At 70.2% G+C, this 15,961-nt stretch carries 16 protein-coding genes; 9 read left to right on the forward strand and 7 right to left on the reverse strand.

Going from position 1 to position 15,961, the window contains the following annotated elements; genetic code table 11:
• The first annotated feature begins 15 nt into the window (after positions 1-15).
• Both HED23_RS29070 and HED23_RS29075 read left to right on the forward strand, forming a co-directional pair.
• Positions 16-318: a heavy-metal-associated domain-containing protein gene (locus HED23_RS29070; RefSeq protein WP_203186324.1), complete on the forward strand. Its 303-nt coding sequence runs from the start codon at positions 16-18 to the stop codon at positions 316-318.
• A gap of 297 nt (positions 319-615) precedes the next feature.
• Positions 616-3,174, forward strand: a complete 2,559-nt coding sequence (locus HED23_RS29075) for a heavy metal translocating P-type ATPase (protein WP_203186325.1) — start codon at positions 616-618, stop codon at positions 3,172-3,174.
• A 711-nt stretch (positions 3,175-3,885) separates the two neighbouring features.
• Here the strand turns inward: HED23_RS29075 and HED23_RS29080 are convergent.
• Positions 3,886-5,181 carry a citrate synthase gene (locus tag HED23_RS29080; RefSeq protein ID WP_033299253.1) on the reverse strand — a complete coding sequence of 432 codons (1,296 nt, stop codon included), beginning with the start codon at positions 5,179-5,181 and terminating at the stop codon, positions 3,886-3,888.
• 168 nt (positions 5,182-5,349) lie between these two features.
• Positions 5,350-7,611: an ATP-dependent RecD-like DNA helicase gene (locus HED23_RS29085; protein ID WP_203186326.1), complete on the reverse strand. Its 2,262-nt coding sequence runs from the start codon at positions 7,609-7,611 to the stop codon at positions 5,350-5,352.
• A 190-nt stretch (positions 7,612-7,801) separates the two neighbouring features.
• Between HED23_RS29085 and HED23_RS29090 the strand changes: the two genes are divergently transcribed.
• On the forward strand, positions 7,802-8,302 hold the full coding sequence (locus tag HED23_RS29090) for a DUF6584 family protein (RefSeq protein ID WP_203186327.1): 501 nt from the start codon (positions 7,802-7,804) through the stop codon (positions 8,300-8,302).
• 15 nt (positions 8,303-8,317) lie between these two features.
• On the opposite strand, the gene HED23_RS29095 is transcribed toward HED23_RS29090, so the two are convergent.
• Genes HED23_RS29095 through HED23_RS29105 form a run of 3 tightly spaced genes read right to left on the reverse strand, consistent with a single transcriptional unit; the run spans position 8,318 to position 9,086 of the window.
• The gene (locus HED23_RS29095; protein WP_203186328.1) at positions 8,318-8,476 is read right to left on the reverse strand and encodes a hypothetical protein; all 159 of its coding nucleotides are present in this window, start codon (positions 8,474-8,476) and stop codon (positions 8,318-8,320) included.
• An 11-nt stretch (positions 8,477-8,487) separates the two neighbouring features.
• Positions 8,488-8,802, reverse strand: coding sequence for a hypothetical protein (locus HED23_RS29100; RefSeq protein ID WP_203186329.1), 315 nt, complete (start codon positions 8,800-8,802; stop codon positions 8,488-8,490).
• Positions 8,799-9,086 carry a hypothetical protein gene (locus HED23_RS29105; protein ID WP_203187783.1) on the reverse strand — a complete coding sequence of 96 codons (288 nt, stop codon included), beginning with the start codon at positions 9,084-9,086 and terminating at the stop codon, positions 8,799-8,801. The genes HED23_RS29100 and HED23_RS29105 overlap by 4 nt, the downstream gene beginning before the upstream one ends.
• 140 nt (positions 9,087-9,226) lie before the next feature.
• Between HED23_RS29105 and HED23_RS29110 the strand changes: the two genes are divergently transcribed.
• The 6 genes from HED23_RS29110 to HED23_RS29135 all read left to right on the forward strand — a co-directional run bounded on the left by HED23_RS29110 (position 9,227) and on the right by HED23_RS29135 (position 13,680).
• Positions 9,227-10,051, forward strand: coding sequence for a helix-turn-helix domain-containing protein (locus HED23_RS29110; RefSeq protein ID WP_203186330.1), 825 nt, complete (start codon positions 9,227-9,229; stop codon positions 10,049-10,051).
• A complete protein-coding gene (locus HED23_RS29115) occupies positions 10,038-10,244 on the forward strand; it encodes a DUF397 domain-containing protein (protein WP_203186331.1) in 207 nt (68 codons plus the stop codon). Before HED23_RS29110 ends, HED23_RS29115 begins: the two co-directional genes overlap by 14 nt.
• A gap of 349 nt (positions 10,245-10,593) precedes the next feature.
• A complete protein-coding gene (locus HED23_RS29120; RefSeq protein ID WP_203186332.1) occupies positions 10,594-11,595 on the forward strand; it encodes a MarR family transcriptional regulator in 1,002 nt (333 codons plus the stop codon).
• Positions 11,596-11,658: 63 nt separating this feature from the next.
• Positions 11,659-11,937, forward strand: a complete 279-nt coding sequence (locus tag HED23_RS29125; protein WP_203186333.1) for a hypothetical protein — start codon at positions 11,659-11,661, stop codon at positions 11,935-11,937.
• A 118-nt stretch (positions 11,938-12,055) separates the two neighbouring features.
• The gene (locus HED23_RS29130; RefSeq protein WP_203186334.1) at positions 12,056-12,691 is read left to right on the forward strand and encodes an SMI1/KNR4 family protein; all 636 of its coding nucleotides are present in this window, start codon (positions 12,056-12,058) and stop codon (positions 12,689-12,691) included.
• A gap of 242 nt (positions 12,692-12,933) precedes the next feature.
• Entirely contained in the window at positions 12,934-13,680 is a 747-nt protein-coding gene (locus HED23_RS29135) for a class I SAM-dependent methyltransferase (protein ID WP_203186335.1), read from the forward strand.
• Here the strand turns inward: HED23_RS29135 and HED23_RS29140 are convergent.
• Together HED23_RS29140 and HED23_RS29145 are read right to left on the reverse strand one after the other, a co-directional pair.
• Positions 13,670-13,822 (reverse strand): hypothetical protein, encoded by a 153-nt coding sequence (locus tag HED23_RS29140; RefSeq protein ID WP_203187784.1) that lies wholly within the window; start codon positions 13,820-13,822, stop codon positions 13,670-13,672. The genes HED23_RS29135 and HED23_RS29140 overlap by 11 nt on opposite strands.
• Positions 13,823-14,544: 722 nt before the next feature.
• On the reverse strand, positions 14,545-15,852 hold the full coding sequence (locus tag HED23_RS29145; RefSeq protein WP_238442152.1) for a hydrogenase expression protein HypA: 1,308 nt from the start codon (positions 15,850-15,852) through the stop codon (positions 14,545-14,547).
• Positions 15,853-15,961: the final 109 nt, after the last annotated feature.

The raw sequence follows: 15,961 nt of genomic DNA on the forward strand, positions 1-15,961 counted from the left end.
GAAGAGGAGAACGTCATGACCGCCGAAACCGACACGCCCCGGACCGCCGGCTCCTGCTGCTCGTCCACCGGTTCCTGCAACGACGGGGCGGCCGGCACCCCGGTGGGCGTCACCACCGTCTACGAGGTGAAGGGCATGACCTGCGGCCACTGCGAAGGGGCGGTCTCGGAGGAGATCTCCGGGATCGAGGGGGTCACCTCGGTGACGGCGGAGGCCGCAACCGGCCGCGTGACCGTCACCTCCGCGACACCCCTCACCGAGGACGCCGTTCGCTCCGCCGTCGACGAGGCAGGCTACGAGCTCGTGGGCCGCGCCTGAAACCCGCCGCACCACGACCGTCGCGCACGGCCGCAGCACAGCCCCACCGCAACGGTGCCGCCTCGCGGCCGCGCGCACGGGCCCGCCGACGGCAGGGCACGCACCACCGGCGCACCCTGCGGACCGCCCTCACCGCCCGTCCGAGGCGGGCCGGCCGCCCGGGCACGGCCCCGCTCCCGACCGGGCAGGCGACGCGAACCGGTCCGCCCGGCACCTCCCGTCGGGCCGGTTCCGTCGCCAGGGAAGCAGATACTGGTGGGGAAACGGCCCGACTGCTCGACCCAGGAGTCCGCACACATGGCCAGCACCACGGCGCCCGAGGCCCCGGCGGCGGAGACCTCCGATGCCGAGCTCACGATCGGCGGGATGACCTGCGCCTCGTGCGCGGCCCGCGTCGAGAAGAAGCTCAACCGGATGGACGGCGTCACCGCCACCGTCAACTACGCGACCGAGAAGGCCCGCGTGTCCTACGGCACCGGAACCACGCTCGACGATCTCGTCGCCACCGTCGAGAAGACCGGCTACACGGCCCGGCCCGTCGCCCGCCCCGCACCTGCACCACACCTCCGAGCGCCCGAGGACGAACCACCGCCCGCGACCGCCTCGACGGACCAGGGCGACGAAGGCGACGCCCCCCGCGACGCCGCCGGCCGAGCGGCAGGCACCTCCCGCGACGCGACTGGCGCTCTCGTCAACGCGGCCGGCACTCCCCTCGACGCGGCCGGCACCACCCGCGACGCGGCCGAGGCCCCTCGCACCACGGCCGACGACCACGCCGACGACCGTGAGGCCGACCACACGGAAGACCGTGAGGCCGACCACGCGCTCGCCGCGCTCCGGCAGCGCTTGCAGCTCTCGGCGGTGCTGGCCGTACCGGTCGTCCTGATGGCCATGGTCCCCGCCCTCCAGTTCGACAACTGGCAGTGGCTCTCGCTCACCCTCGCCTCCCCCGTCGTCATCTGGGGCGGGCTGCCCTTCCACCGAGCCGCCTGGACGAACCTGCGGCACGGCGCCGCGACGATGGACACCCTCGTGTCGATCGGCACGCTCGCGGCGTTCTGCTGGTCGTTGTGGGCCTTGTTCCTCGGGGACGCGGGCATGCCGGAGATGCGGCACGGGTTCGACGTCACCGCCTCCGGGTCCGACCCCTCCTCCACCATCTATCTGGAGGTGGCGGCAGGGGTCGTCGGTTTCATCCTGCTGGGCCGCTATCTGGAGGCACGGTCCAAGCGGAAGGCGGGCTCCGCCCTGCGCGCTCTGCTCCGTCTCGGCGCGAAGGACGTCACGGTCATCCGTCCGGAAGGAGCTTCCGAACGAGGTGACTCCGGGCGAGGAGACACCGGGCGAGAAGGCTCCGGGCGCGGGACCGGAGAAGTACGCATCCCCGTCGGCCGGCTTCTCGTCGGTGACCACTTCGTCGTGCGGCCCGGTGAGAAGATCGCCACCGACGGCACCGTCGTCGAGGGCACCTCCGCCGTGGACACCTCCATGCTGACCGGGGAGTCCCTTCCGGTGGACGCCGCGCCCGGCGACCCCGTCACCGGCGCGACCCTCAATGTGTCGGGCCGGCTGGTGGTCGAGGCCACCCGCGTCGGTGCCGACACGCAGCTGGCCCGGATGTCCCGGCTCGTCGAGGACGCCCAGAACGGCAAGGCCGCCGCCCAGCGCCTCGCGGACCGGGTCTCGGCGGTCTTCGTGCCCGTGGTGCTGCTGATCGCCCTGGTGACGCTCGTCGCCCAACTGCTCGCCACCGATGACATCACCGGCTCGTTCACCGCCGCCGTGGCCGTGCTGATCATCGCCTGCCCCTGTGCCCTGGGCCTCGCCACGCCCACGGCCCTCATGGCCGGCACCGGCCGGGGCGCCCAGCTCGGCATCCTCATCAAGGGCCCCGAAGTCCTGGAGACCGCCCGGAGGATCGACACGATCGTCCTCGACAAGACCGGCACGGTCACCACCGGCCGCATGACCCTCGGGCGCGTACACACCGCGCCGGGCACGACCGAAGCCGACGTCCTCCGCCTCGCGGGGGCCCTCGAACACGCCTCAGGCCACCCGGTGGCCCGCGCGGTGGCCGCCGGAGCCGCCGCCCGCACAGGTGGAACGCTCCCCGCCACGGCCGACTTCACCGACGTCCCCGGCCTCGGGGTACGCGGCACCGTCGAAGGGCACCAGGTGGTGGCGGGCCGGCCCCAGCTCCTCGCCGGGGCCGGGATCATCCTCCCGCCCTCCCTGGCCGACGCCCTGGCCGAGGCGGCGGGTCAGGGCCGTACCACTGTCGCCGTGGCGTGGGACGGCCTGGCCCGGGGCGTACTGGAGGTGGCCGACACGGTGAAGGAGAGCAGTGCGGAGGCCGTGGCGGAACTCCGCGTGCTGGGCATCCACCCGATCCTGCTGACCGGCGACAACCGGGCCGCGGCGGACGCCGTGGCCCGCGCGGTCGGGATCGACGAGGTCCACGCGGAGGTCCTGCCGGAGGACAAGGTCGAGGTCGTACGGCGCCTCCAGGCCGAGGGCCGGTCGGTGGCGATGGTCGGTGACGGGGTCAACGACGCCGCGGCACTCGCCGTGGCCGATCTGGGCCTGTCGATGGGAACCGGGACCGACGCGGCGATCGAGGCGGGCGACCTCACGCTGGTTCGTGGAGATCTCAAGATGGCCCCTGCCGCTATCCGCCTGTCGAGGCGTACCCTGTCCACCATCAGAAGCAACCTCTTCTGGGCTTTCGGCTACAACGTGGCCGCACTGCCACTCGCCGCGTTCGGGCTGCTCAGCCCCATGATCGCGGGGGCGGCAATGGCGTTCTCGTCGGTCTTCGTCGTGACGAACAGCCTGAGGTTGCGCTCCTTCACATAATTTCTACAAAGAGACTTAGATCACACCGATTCGAGGGTAACCATCTGATGGGTTGGTGAGTCTAAGAGTGCGATGCCAAGGATGTCTTGGGGGACGTCCGATGGAGTGTCTTGGGGGACGCTCCTGGCAAGTGTTGGCCGGGGCACGTGCACCGGGGAGCTTTGAGCGGCCCTCCCGTACGTACCCCGGCAGCCGCACGGCAGTACCGAACTGAATACGTACCACCGCACAACAACGGGAGTTCAGGCTCCCTGCAGACGCCCGGCCGGATCCCGTGGGGGGAATCCGCTCCGGGGGATATGGGAAGCGCCCTGTCCGTCGACCCGTGGGGGGATCGGCGGCGGGGCGTTTCTCGCGTGCGCCGCAGACCTACGCGCACGACCGCCCGCCGCGGCACGCGCCAGGCGCACCGGGCGTCTTCTCGTGACTCCGCGCCGGGCACATCCGGCATCCCTGCGCGCCTCTGCCGAAAACCAGGCGCACCCGAAGCTCCTCCACGGCTCGCGCCGGGCGCCCCCGAAGCCGCTCCACCTCCCCGCCCAGACGCCCCCGAAGCCGCCTCCACCAGGCCACCCCCCGCCCCGCCCCTGGCAAACGCGTCCGGAACGCCGAAACGCCCCGGACACCGCGCTCTGTGTAATGCGAGCGCGGCACGCGGGGCGAAGGATGCCCGGCCGGAGTGGCCGGGGTGCAGCAGCGGCCCTAAGAGCTTCAGCGGCCCTCGACCGGGACGAAGTCACGCAGGACCTCGCCGGTGTAGATCTGGCGCGGGCGGCCGATGCGGGATCCCGGCTCCTTGATCATCTCGTGCCACTGGGCGATCCAGCCGGGGAGGCGGCCGAGCGCGAACAGCACGGTGAACATCTCGGTCGGGAAGCCCATGGCGCGGTAGATCAGGCCCGTGTAGAAGTCCACGTTGGGGTAGAGGTTGCGCGAGACGAAGTACTCGTCGGAGAGCGCGTGCTCCTCCAGCTTGAGCGCGATGTCGAGCAGCTCGTCGGACTTGCCGAGCGACGACAGCACGTCGTGGGCGGCAGCCTTGATGATCTTCGCGCGCGGGTCGAAGGACTTGTACACCCGGTGGCCGAAGCCCATCAGGCGGACGCCGTCCTCCTTGTTCTTCACCTTCTGGATGAAGGAGTCGACGTCGCCACCGTTGGCCTGGATGCCCTCGAGCATCTCCAGCACCGACTGGTTGGCGCCACCGTGCAGCGGGCCCCACAGGGCCGAGATGCCGGCGGAGATCGAGGCGAACATGTTCGCCTGCGAGGAGCCGACCAGACGCACGGTGGAGGTCGAACAGTTCTGCTCGTGGTCCGCGTGCAGGATGAGCAGCTTCTCGAGCGCCGAGACCACGACCGGGTCCGGCACGTACTCCTGGGCCGGGACGGAGAAGGTCATGCGCAGGAAGTTCTCGACGTAGCCGAGGTCGTTCCGCGGGTAGACGAACGGGTGACCGATCGACTTCTTGTACGCGTACGCTGCGATCGTCGGGAGCTTGGCCAGCAGCCGGATCGTCGAGAGGTGACGCTGCTCCTCGTCGAACGGGTTGTGGCTGTCCTGGTAGAAGGTGGACAGCGCGCTGACGACCGAGGACAGCATGGCCATCGGGTGGGCGTCGCGCGGGAAGCCGTCGAAGAAGCGCTTGACGTCCTCGTGCAGCAGCGTGTGCTGGGTGATCTCGTTCTTGAAGGCCGACAGCTCGTCGACCTTCGGAAGGTCACCGTTGATCAGCGTGTAGGCGACCTCGAGGAACGTCGAGCTCTCGGCGAGCTGCTCGATCGGGTATCCGCGGTACCGCAGGATGCCCTGCTCGCCGTCGAGGTAGGTGATGGCGGATTTATACGCGGCCGTGTTGCCGTATCCGCTGTCCAGCGTGACCAGGCCCGTATTGGCCCGGAGCTTCCCGATATCGAAGCCCTTGTCGCCGACGGTGCTGTCGATCACCGGGTAGGTGTACTCGTCATCGCCGTACCGCAGTACTACAGAGTTGTCGCTCTCGCTCACGTCATCCCTCACCGACGTAGTGCCTCTTCTTCGAGGTGCCCTGACTGTCTCCACCCTCCCCCATTTGGCTCAGGAGAGTGCACTCGGGGTCGTCCATTGGACCTAGTGGCGGCACTGAGTGCCGTCAACTTTCTCATCCTGCCCCCTGAGATCCGGTTCCGGAAGGGCTCAGTGATGTTTCCCACCGTTTTGATCGATCATTTTTTCGGAGAAGTCTTCGACCGTTCCGCCACGAAGCCGGAAATCCAGCGCCGTACAGCGCCTGCCTGCGGAAACAGTGCGGACAGCCTGGCCGATGGCCTTGCGCGAACCGACCAGCACCACGAGCTTCTTGGCCCTGGTCACGGCGGTGTAGAGCAGGTTCCGCTGGAGCATCATCCAGGCGCTGGTGGTCACCGGGATGACGACCGCCGGGTACTCGCTGCCCTGCGAACGGTGGATGGTCATCGCGTAGGCATGGGCGAGTTCGTCCAGTTCGTCGAAGTCGTACGCGATCTCCTCCTCCTCGTCGGTGAGGACCGTCAGCTTCTGCTCGTCCGCGTCGAGCGAGGTGACGACACCGACGGTGCCGTTGAAGACGCCGTTCTCCCCCTTGTCGTAGTTGTTCCGGATCTGGGTCACTTTGTCGCCGACCCGGAAGACCCGGCCACCGAACCGCTTCTCGGGCAGGTCGGGGCGGCCCGGGGTGATGGCCTGCTGGAGCAGCCCGTTGAGATGGCCGGCGCCCGCGGGGCCACGGTGCATCGGGGCGAGAACCTGCACGTCACGGCGGGGGTTCAGGCCGAACTTGGCGGGGATGCGCCGGGCCGCGACATCCACGGCGAGCACTCCGGCGTCCTCCGTCTCGTCCTCCACGAAGAGGAAGAAGTCGTCCAGGCCCTGGGTCAGCGGTGGCACTCCGGAGTTGATGCGGTGGGCGTTGGTGACGACACCGGACTTCTGGGCCTGCCGGAAGATGGTGGTCAGCCGGACCGCCGGGACCGGGCCGCCGTCGGCGAGCAGATCCCTCAGCACCTCCCCGGCGCCGACCGAGGGCAGCTGGTCCACATCCCCGACGAGGAGGAGGTGGGCACCGGGTGCCACCGCCTTGACCAGCTTGTTGGCCAGCAGCAGATCGAGCATCGACGCCTCGTCCACGACGACCAGATCGGCGTCCAGGGGCCGGTCCCGGTCGTACGCCGCGTCCCCGCCGGGCTTCAGCTCCAGCAGCCGGTGCACGGTGGACGCCTCGGCTCCGGTCAGCTCGGAGAGCCGCTTCGCGGCCCGTCCGGTCGGGGCGGCCAGCACGACCTTCGCGCTCCTGGCGCGGGCCAGCTCGACCACGGAACGGACGGTGAACGACTTGCCGCAGCCGGGACCACCGGTGAGGACGGCGACCTTCCTGCTGAGCGCGAGGCGGACGGCCGCCTCCTGCTCGGGGGCCAGGCTGGCCCCCGTACGCTGCGCGAGCCAGGCCAGCGCCTTGTCCCAGTCGACGTCCTGGAAGGCCGGCATCCGGTCCTCCGGCGTGCGCAGCAGGCGCTGGACCTGGGCGGCCAGGGAGATCTCGGCGCGGTGGAAGGGGACCAGGTACACGGCGGTGACCGGCTGTCCGTCCTCGGGGCCTGGCACCTTCTCCCGTACGACGCCCTCGGGGTCAGCGGCGAGCTCGGCCAGGCAGTCGATGACGAGTCCGGTGTCGACCTGGAGCAGCTTCACCCCGTCGGCGATCAGCCTCTCCTCGGGGAGGAAGCAGTGCCCCTGGTCCGTGGACTGCGACAGGGCGTACTGGAGTCCGGCCTTGACCCGCTCGGGGCTGTCGTGCGGAATGCCGACGGCCTGGGCGATGCGGTCGGCGGTGAGGAAACCGATGCCCCAGACGTCGGCGGCCAGCCGGTATGGCTGGTTCTTCACGACGGAGATCGACGCGTCCTCGTACTTCTTGTAGATGCGGACGGCGATGGAGGTGGAGACGCCGACGGTCTGGAGGAAGACCATGACCTCCTTGATCGCCTTCTGCTCCTCCCAGGCCGCGGCGATCATCTTCGTCCGCTTCGGACCGAGTCCGGGCACCTCCACGAGCCGCTTCGGCTGCTGCTCGATGATGTCCAGCGTGTCGACACCGAAGTGGGTGGTGATGCGGTCGGCCATGACCGGCCCGATGCCCTTGATCAGGCCGGAGCCGAGATAGCGGCGGATGCCCTGGATGGTGGCCGGGAGGATTGTCGTGTAGTTGTCGACCTGGAACTGTTTCCCGAACTGCGGGTGCGAGGCCCAACGGCCCTCCATCCGCAGGGACTCGCCGGGCTGGGCGCCGAGCAGCGAGCCGACGACGGTGAGCAGATCACTGCTCCCCCGCCCGGTGTCGACGCGGGCGACGGTGTAGCCGTTCTCCTCGTTGGCGTAGGTGATCCGCTCCAGGACGCCTTCGAGCACGGCGGAGTTGGACATGGTGCCGACCGTACCGGGCGGGTCCGACAGCGGGGCCCACCGGCCCGGAGCCGGTCGGCCGGAGCCCGTCCGCCGGGCGCGGACCGGCGGTCGCCGGGCGCGCGTGAACCCGCCCCGTACGGGGCGGGAGACGTACGACCGGGCCGATAAGCGCTGGTCCGGAACACGCCCGGCGGCCGATGATGTGCTCATGGCTCTGACCGACACCCTGCGGCGCGTGGACGCCGACCTCGCCGCCGGGCGCATACCCATGGCCCGCATGCGCCTTCGCGGGCTGGTGACCGCCTACCCCACGAGTCGGGAGGTGCGCCGGCGCCTGGGGGAGATCTACCGCCTCTACGGCGAACCGGAGCAGGCCGGCCGGTGGATGTACCTGGAGGAGGACCGCGACCCGGCCGAGACCGCCGCCTTCGAGCAGCGCTACCACCTGCCCGCCCCGCGCATGAAGGCCGTGGCCTGGCGCGGACCGGAGTCCCTGGCCGGATCCGCCTTCGCCGAGGCGCAGTTGGCCACGCTCCGCGCAGCGTGCTCGGAGGCGGTGGGCCGCCCGGTCGACTGGGACACGGTCACCGGCGAGGAGCAGCCTGAGAGGGGCGCCGTCCTCCGTGTCGCAGGGTGCACGGGAGCTTTCCTGCTGGTCGCCGCCTTCCTGGCGATCTGGGTGAACGGGCTGGTCGACCTCTTCGACTGATCTCGCGGTCCGGAATCAGGCCTCGAGCACATGAGCCACGGCCAGGGCGATGCGGCCGATCCACTTGATCGCGTCCGTGACGTCGTGCTCGTCGATGGGGCGCCGCTGCTCCAGGTCCCCGTCCACTAGATCGGCGTCATGGGCGATCTGGTTGCGCCGGTCCGTGATGGTCACGTACTGGGCCTTCAGCTGTCCGGATCGAGGCTGTTCACGTCCGGCCGTGCACCTCGGTACTCAGCGACCTGGAGAACCTCCCGCAGTGACTCGCTGAGCCGGCTGGCGAGGAAGTGCAGCTCCACTCCGGTGACCCTCTTGTCCGCCAGCAGATCGGTCGCGTGGTCGAGCAGGTCACAGGCCATGTCCAGCCGGATGCCTTCGATGCTCGCGGCCATCCGCGACACGGGGCCGGTGCCATCCCCCAGGACATAGCTGGGCTTCCCGTCCAGCCCCGTCCCGGGCAGCAACCTGAACGTGTGGTTCTCGTGCCGCTTCCCGTTCACGCCGCGACCTCTGCTCCGCGAGCGGACAGGGGCAGCCCGACGTCCAGGCCCTGCACGGCGTGCCACACGGTGCGCTGCCCGCGCCAGGCCTCCGCCACCTGCCGCTCGTGGGCGGCGAGGTAGGGCCGCACCAGCGGGCTGTCCTCCCCGCGCAGTGGACGTTGCCCGGTACGGCGGGTGGTGGGGCCGACCACCGCGATGACGGGTTCCGGAGGAGCGGGGTCGGGTGTCCTGCACAGCCGCCGCAACAGCGACTCCGCGAAGCGGCGGACGAGTTCTTTCATGACGGCGTGCTCTCCCTCTGACTGCTTACCCACGAACGGATGCGTTCCGTAGCGAACTCATCACAGGGTGGGGCTGCGCGTGGCTACGCCGCAGGGGTTCGGGCTTGACAGCCCGCTTGTCAGGAAAGGGGCTGAGGCAGGTGGCGGAGCAGCGGAAACCTCGCACGCAGAGGGAGAAGTACGGCGAGGAGCTCAGGCTGCGGCGGGTGGCGGCCGGACTCACGCAGGAGGCCCTGGGCGGCCAAGTCGTTTGCTCACCGACGCTGATCAGCCATTACGAGGCGGGGCGACGGCTGCCGAAGCCGGATGACGCGCAGCGGATCGACATGGCGCTGGAGTCTGACGGCTTCTTTGTCAGGTGGCTGGAGGATCTGGATTCCAAGTACGCCGACTACTTCGCCGCAGTGGTGGAGCTGGAGCGGGAAGCTTCAGAGATCCGGCAGTACGGGGCCCAGCTCGTCCCCGGGTTGCTTCAGACCAGCGCCTACGCTCGCGCCGTGTTCCAGTCAGCACGAACGAATTTCGCTGAGGAGGACCTTGACGCAGCCGTGGCAATCCGTCTGGAGCGAAGCGAGCTACTCCGGAAGCCCCTCGGTCCGGTCGCGTGGACACTGCTCGACGAGTCAGTGCTCAGACGACGCGTCGGCGGTCCTCAGGTGATGGCCCAACAACTGCACTCGATCGCGGACATGGCTGAACGCGGGCGCCTCCGCCTGCATGTGCTGACCTTTGATGCCGGTGCGCACGCGCTGCTCGAAGGAATGCTCTACCTGCTCAACTTCAAGGAGGCGGCCCCAGTTGCCTACGTGGAGGGTCTGTACACGGGAAACCTGCTCGACGATCCGGCACTGGTTGAGGCCTGTCACACGGACTACGCTCTCGCTCTGGGTGATGCGGCCTCGCATCTGGACTCAGTGGCACTGGTCAGGGCCATAGCGGAGGAACACGAGCATGCACAGCGCTGAGCACAGCTTCACCGGCTGGTACAAGTCAAGCTTCAGCGGTGCCAATCAAGGTGAGTGCCTGGAAGTCGCCGTCGGCCACCCCGACGTCCCCGTGCGCGACAGCAAGACCCCGCACGGGCCCGTCATCGCCTTCTCCGCTCCCCACTGGACAACGTTCGTCGCCGCTGTCGTGGACGGCCGGTTCGACGCCTGAGTCCCACCGGAGCTCGGGTCCCGAAGCTCGGGCTTCGAGGGCCGGAACGAGGCGGATCACTCTTTCGTGCGTACGGGGACGGGCGCGGGCCCGACGCTTGAGCTTCGGGATTCGGGGTCCGGGACACGGGCTCCGAGGTTCGAGCGGTGCTTGTTTCCGGGAGGGAGAAGAAGGGGTTGGGAAAACCTCCCCACCCTCCCGAACCCGTCACGGCCAGCAAGTATGACTAATCGTGACCAACTTGCAGCGTGGCGTCACGGCCGCTTACGGTGCCCACAACGAATCGACCCCGACGCGGTGTTGCCACACCGGCCGGGGCCTCACCCCAAGATCGAACGGACCCGATCTCGTGGCTACCGAGAACCTTAGTCCCGCCCTGCCCGCGCCCGCAGCCTCGCGCCCGTACGCCAAGGCTCACGCGGGCTACGGCAAGCGCACCACACCCGAACAACAGCCGCCCCGAGCCACTGACTTCGCGCTGCTGCCCGAGCGGGAGCGGTACGTCGCCGGTTACGTGGACCGGCTGCCCGAGGGGGGCGCCATGGACGTCAAGTCGCTGGCCAGGTCGTTGCCCCTGTACGGACAGATGGCCGTCGGCAGCGCACTGCGCGCCCTGGGCGTGGCCGGTCATCTGCGGCGCGTACGGTGCCAGGTCGTGGGCGAGGGCGGCCAGAGCCGGTGGGTCACCCGTACCTTCTGGTCCCGCACCGCGCACGACAGCGAGTGGTGGGACACCTTCACCCGCACCGGTACCGTCGGCCGGCAATCCGCCCCGGCGGCCCGCCCGGACGAAGGCGAGCCGGTAGAGCCGCCGCAGCCCTCCCCCACGTCGCCTCCGGCTTTCGTACCCGAGCAGCGGACAGCCTCCACGAAGAGCCAGGCCGCTCACTCGCCTGCCTATCTCGCCCTCGCCCGACTCGGCCGCACCGATCCCCGGCTGGCCCTGTCCGCCGCCGACTGCGCAGTGCTCGAAGGACTGGCCGCCGCATGGCTGGACCGGGGCGTGAACACGGACTACCTCTCCCAGGCCCTCACCGCCGGTCTTCCCACCCAGGTCGGCTCACCCGTCGGCTTCGTACGCCGTCGGCTCATCGACAAGATCCCGCCGCCCCTCCCTGCTGCGACTTCGACGGCCACCCACGAGGCACGCGTTCACCGCGTCATGATGGAGTGCACCGAATGCGGTGTGCCCGGACCGCCGGAAGCACTCCCCGACGGCCTCTGCCGCCCCTGCCGCACGTCCACGCCGAACGCGGACGCAGCCCCCTCAGACGCCACCGCCGAAGCGCCCGCAGACCGCGACATCAACGCAACGGTCGCCAACCTCCGCAGCCTGATGAGAACTCCCTGACCGAAACCGGCCGCCACCCCGGGCCAGCCTCGGGCAGCCGGTAACAGGTGTCACCGTTCAGGTATGGCAACCGAGCGCTCTTCGATCAGCATGCCCGCCGACATTCGTGACCGGATCAGAGAACACGCCGCAGACGCCGGACTCGACGTGTCCACTTTCCTGACCATTGCCGCCCAGGCACAAATGGACCAGCAAGATCGCGTCAGGGAGATCTTCATGTCCTACGAGGAAGCCCGCGCGGAAGCCGAGAAGCAGGCAGGTTCCGGCACATGGGCAGGGGACGAGATCGAGCTGAGCAGGCAGGAGCAGGCGGAGGTGGACGCGATTCTCGGCCGTCCGTAACAAGGCGAGGCCTCAGCGTGAACGTGGTCGTCTACGGCACAGGCACGCTGCTGGCCCTGGTGGACCAGGACCCGTGTGCACGCCCCCTGGTGTCAGTGGCGGCGTCTACCTTCGGCGCATGACACAGGTGGACACCGCAGCGTTCGATCACGAGTGGGCTCGCTTCGAGTCATGGCTTTCGGTGCACTCGCCCGCCGATCGAGCGGCCTTGAGGGGGCCGGCTGACCCCGAGGCGATAGCCGGGCTGGAATCGCGGCTGGGCTTCGCCCTGCACCCGGAGCTGCGGCGGCTTCTCGAACTGCACGACGGCGCGGCCCAGCCTGTCGCCGAACCAGGCTCCTTCCCTCTGCCCGCCGGGACGTTCCTGCCGTTGGGGCACCGTCTCAGCGGCCTGGACGACATCGCGATGATGCACGAGATACTCGTGGATGTCGGCGTGGACAACATCGAGGCCGACCTGTGGGAGGACGAGGCGCTGGCAGTGAATCTGCACCTGTGCGTGCCGATCGCCCTGCCGAACGACGGAGGCGTCGCCTTCGTCGATCACCGCCCTGGGCCTTCGTACGGCCATGTGTACGAGATGGGCATCGGGTCGGGGGACCTCGACGGCACGCTCTGGGCGACCGGTCCGGCAGAGCTCTTCGGGGTCCTGGCCGATTCCCTGGAGACGGGCTCGCCCTTCCTCTGCTACCGGCCGTCGACCTACGAACACGAATCGGGCCACCACTGCGTCCAGTGGGAGATCGAGGCCTGACAGCCCCTGCGGGCCCACGCCCGCGAAGTGGCCGAGAAACATGCCCGGGCGGCACCCGGGAAGGGGTCTCAGCGGCTCTCCGGCGGGGCGTGGGCGGCGGAACGGGCCCCACCCGAGGGTGCCTGGCCGAGTGCTTCCCGGACGCTGCGGAGCGGGCCCGGCAGCGACTCCCCAAACCGCCCCTGAACTGCTGAAATGCCCTTCTGGACAGTAGAGTTGGGGCCTCGGGAAGGGGGCTCCGGATGGACCGGAACGTACGCTCGGTGGACGACGTACTGAAGCTCATGGACAGCCTGTTCGCGCCGGGCGCCGACCGGTGGACCGACGACGCGAGCGGCTGGTGGGACGGGTTCTACGAGGACCGCTCGAAGCCCGTGCCCTTCTTCGTGGACAAGCCGGACGAGAGCCTCGTCTCCGCGCTCGACCGGGGTCTCATCACCCCCGGCCGTGCACTCGATCTCGGCTGCGGACCCGGACGCAACGCGCTGTTCCTCGCCTCGCGGGGCTTCGAGGTGGACGCCGTCGATCTGTCGCCCGGGGCCATCACCTGGGCGAAGGAGCGGGCCGCCGATGCCGGGGCGGATATCCGCTTCCACTGCGGCGACGCCTTCGCCGAGGACGCGCCCGCCGGACCGTACGACCTGATCCACGACTCGGGCTGCTTCCACCACCTGCCGCCCCACCGGCGCGTCAGCTATCTGCAACTCGTGGAGCGCGTCCTCGCCCCCGGCGGCCACCTCACGCTCAGTTGCTTCGCCTCAGGGGCGATGGGCTCCGAACAGCCGGACGCCGAGCTCTACGGCGGCGCGGGGCTTCAGGGAGGCCTCGCCTACACACCTGAATCGCTGCGCTGGATTTTCTCCGGGATGGAAGAGATCGAGCTGCGCCGGATGCGGGACGAGCCGGCCGATTCCCCGCACTTCGGGGAGGACTTCCTCTGGACCGCGCTGTTCAGGAAACCGGACGGCTCCGGTCCCCTCACGCGATGACGGCCATGGCCTCGATCTCGACCAGGTGCTCGGGAACGGACATCACACCGACACCCGCCGGCGCGGAGGCGACATCGACGTGACACGGCTCGACCTGGGCCGTCAGGTCTCCTTCGCCGACCGTGACGACGTCGGCGGCCACCTGACTCCGCGCAGCGCGGCACCGGGTGGACGCCCGACCCGCGCGGTCACCGCCCCGGCACCTCAGCACCGAGCGACCCGCTCACCACCGCCGCACGACGAGCCCGGCCAGGCCGCAAGCAGTCGGACCGGCCCGGTTGGGCTCACCCCAACACACCCGTGCAGCGGCGTGGTTGGGGAGCCATGCGGGCGCGTGAGGTCGCCGGAGGGGCGCTGGGAGTGACCCTTGGGGCAGTGGTGCCGCTGGCTGCCGCGCTGGCCGGGAACGCGGCCACCGAGGCGGAACGCTGGCCCGGCCGGCTGGACGTCCTGCGGCGCCACCCGTGGGTGTCACTCGCCGTCGTGCTGATGCTGACGGGGCGCTGCTGGCCGTCGAACGCAGGCAGGCGGCGGGCTCCGGGTTTCGGGCGCTCGTGGCGTCGGATGGTCCGGGCGGTCGCCCCGGCGTGGTCCACGTCCCCGGGCGGTCACCCCGGGGTGGCCCGCATCCCCGGGCGGTCGCCCCGGGGTGGCCCGCATCCCCGGGCGGTCGCTTCGGCGTGGCCCGCGTCCCCGGGCGGTCGCTTCGGCGTGGCCCGCGTCCCCGGGCGGTCGCCCCTGCGTGGCCCGCGTCCCCGGGCGGTCGCTTCGGCGTGGTCCACGTCCCCCGGGCCGGACACGTCGGAGCCCCCCGGTGACGGCGCATTCCGGGGGGCTCCGCCTCGCGGGCCGAAGCCCGGTGGGTCACACCGTGAGCTTCACGGCCTCGAACCAGCCCTTGTTGTCGGTGGTGCCGACGAACATGTACTCGGGCCGGCTGCTCTTGCAGTACTGGCTGCCCCAGCCGCCGTTGCCCATTTTGGCCGTGTGGCAGACGCCGCCCTTACCGACGTTCATGGCGAAGCCCGTCAGGAACGGCGCGCCCGGCTTGGAGCTGCCTATGTAGTTGTTCTTGCCGTCCGCGACGACGGCCGTCCAGCTCGGGGCCCACTTGGCGTAACCGTTCGTCGAACCCTGATCGTGGAGAAGGGCGTTGGCGGAGGACCCGCCGACGTTCCACACCGCGATGTTGAGTGCGGTGATCCGCTTGCCCTGGCCTGCCGTCCCGGCCATCGTCCCGTCGCACACCGGTGCCTGCCAGCCGCTCCCGGCCACGAAGGCCCGGTAGCAGATGTGCCGTCCCCCGGGGTCGGCCTTGGCGAGGCTGCTCAACGCGCTGGCAGCCGTGTTCGGGGGCGCCTTCGCGGTCACCGTGGCCGTGGGTTTGGGCTCGGGCTTGACCGGCGGCGGCACGACCGCAGGCTTGACGGCCGGCAACTCGGAGGGCTTCTCCGCCTGCTTCTCCTTCTTCTTCTCCTTCTCCTTGCTCGGAGTCACGGAGGGGCTCGGCGACTTGCTGGTGTAGGTCTCCGGTTGCGCGGAGCGTTCGGTGTCCAGGACCGTGCCTGCCGCGTTCTGCGTACGGTCCTTCTCGGGCTTGCGTTCGTCGTCACCGCCCGCCAGGAGGAACGGCACGGAGATCAGGATCGCGCCGACGATCGCCGCCGCGGCCAGCATCGGCTTCTTCGGCCGGCTGCCGGGCGGTTCGCCGTCCGCGCGCGTACCCGCGCCCGCGCCGCCGCTGCCCGCCGCCGCGACGACGGCGGCGTCCGGGGACCCGCCTACGGTGCCGGTGGCCGCGCGCGCCGCGGCCGGGTCCGAGACGGACGCCGATGAGGCCGAAACCACCGTGGTGGTGTCACCGGAGTTGACCGATGCCGGCCCGGGTGCCTCCTCTGCCGACGGCTCCGGGACGCCGATGCCCCGCGCGGCACCGGCGCCGGAAGCAGTAGCGGCGGCACCCGCTCGCTCCGCGGTCCGCGCCGAGGCGTCCGCACCGTCGGGAGCCTCGCTCCCGGCGCCCCCGCTCTCACTCGTCGGGCCCTGCGCGCCGGTGTCCGGACCAGCCGCCGTGGACGACGTGTCCTTGCGCCCGCGCAGGCCGCCCGGCGTCAGGGCGTCGCCGGGGTCCCCCGCCGTTCCCTGCATCGGCACCGCCCGACGGACCGACACCGGCGAACTCCCCGACGCACCGGAGGCGCCGGAGGACGTGTCCGAATCCGGCGGTATGTGACTGGAAGGATCATGCTCACGTGCCATGCAATTTCCTTACTCATATCTG

Source organism: Streptomyces pratensis (assembly GCF_016804005.1).
In the GTDB taxonomy this organism is placed as follows: domain Bacteria; phylum Actinomycetota; class Actinomycetes; order Streptomycetales; family Streptomycetaceae; genus Streptomyces; species Streptomyces pratensis_A.

What these genes read in the sequence shown, in the direction of transcription:
- HED23_RS29070 (WP_203186324.1), top strand. Translation starts at nt 16, where the DNA reads ATGACCGCCGAAACCGACACGCCCCGGACCGCCGGCTCCTGCTGCTCG.
- HED23_RS29075 (WP_203186325.1), top strand. Translation starts at nt 616, where the DNA reads ATGGCCAGCACCACGGCGCCCGAGGCCCCGGCGGCGGAGACCTCCGAT.
- HED23_RS29085 (WP_203186326.1), bottom strand. Translation starts at nt 7,611, where the DNA reads ATGTCCAACTCCGCCGTGCTCGAAGGCGTCCTGGAGCGGATCACCTAC.
- HED23_RS29090 (WP_203186327.1), top strand. Translation starts at nt 7,802, where the DNA reads ATGGCTCTGACCGACACCCTGCGGCGCGTGGACGCCGACCTCGCCGCC.
- HED23_RS29105 (WP_203187783.1), bottom strand. Translation starts at nt 9,086, where the DNA reads ATGAAAGAACTCGTCCGCCGCTTCGCGGAGTCGCTGTTGCGGCGGCTG.
- HED23_RS29115 (WP_203186331.1), top strand. Translation starts at nt 10,038, where the DNA reads ATGCACAGCGCTGAGCACAGCTTCACCGGCTGGTACAAGTCAAGCTTC.
- HED23_RS29125 (WP_203186333.1), top strand. Translation starts at nt 11,659, where the DNA reads ATGGCAACCGAGCGCTCTTCGATCAGCATGCCCGCCGACATTCGTGAC.
- HED23_RS29130 (WP_203186334.1), top strand. Translation starts at nt 12,056, where the DNA reads ATGACACAGGTGGACACCGCAGCGTTCGATCACGAGTGGGCTCGCTTC.
- HED23_RS29135 (WP_203186335.1), top strand. Translation starts at nt 12,934, where the DNA reads ATGGACCGGAACGTACGCTCGGTGGACGACGTACTGAAGCTCATGGAC.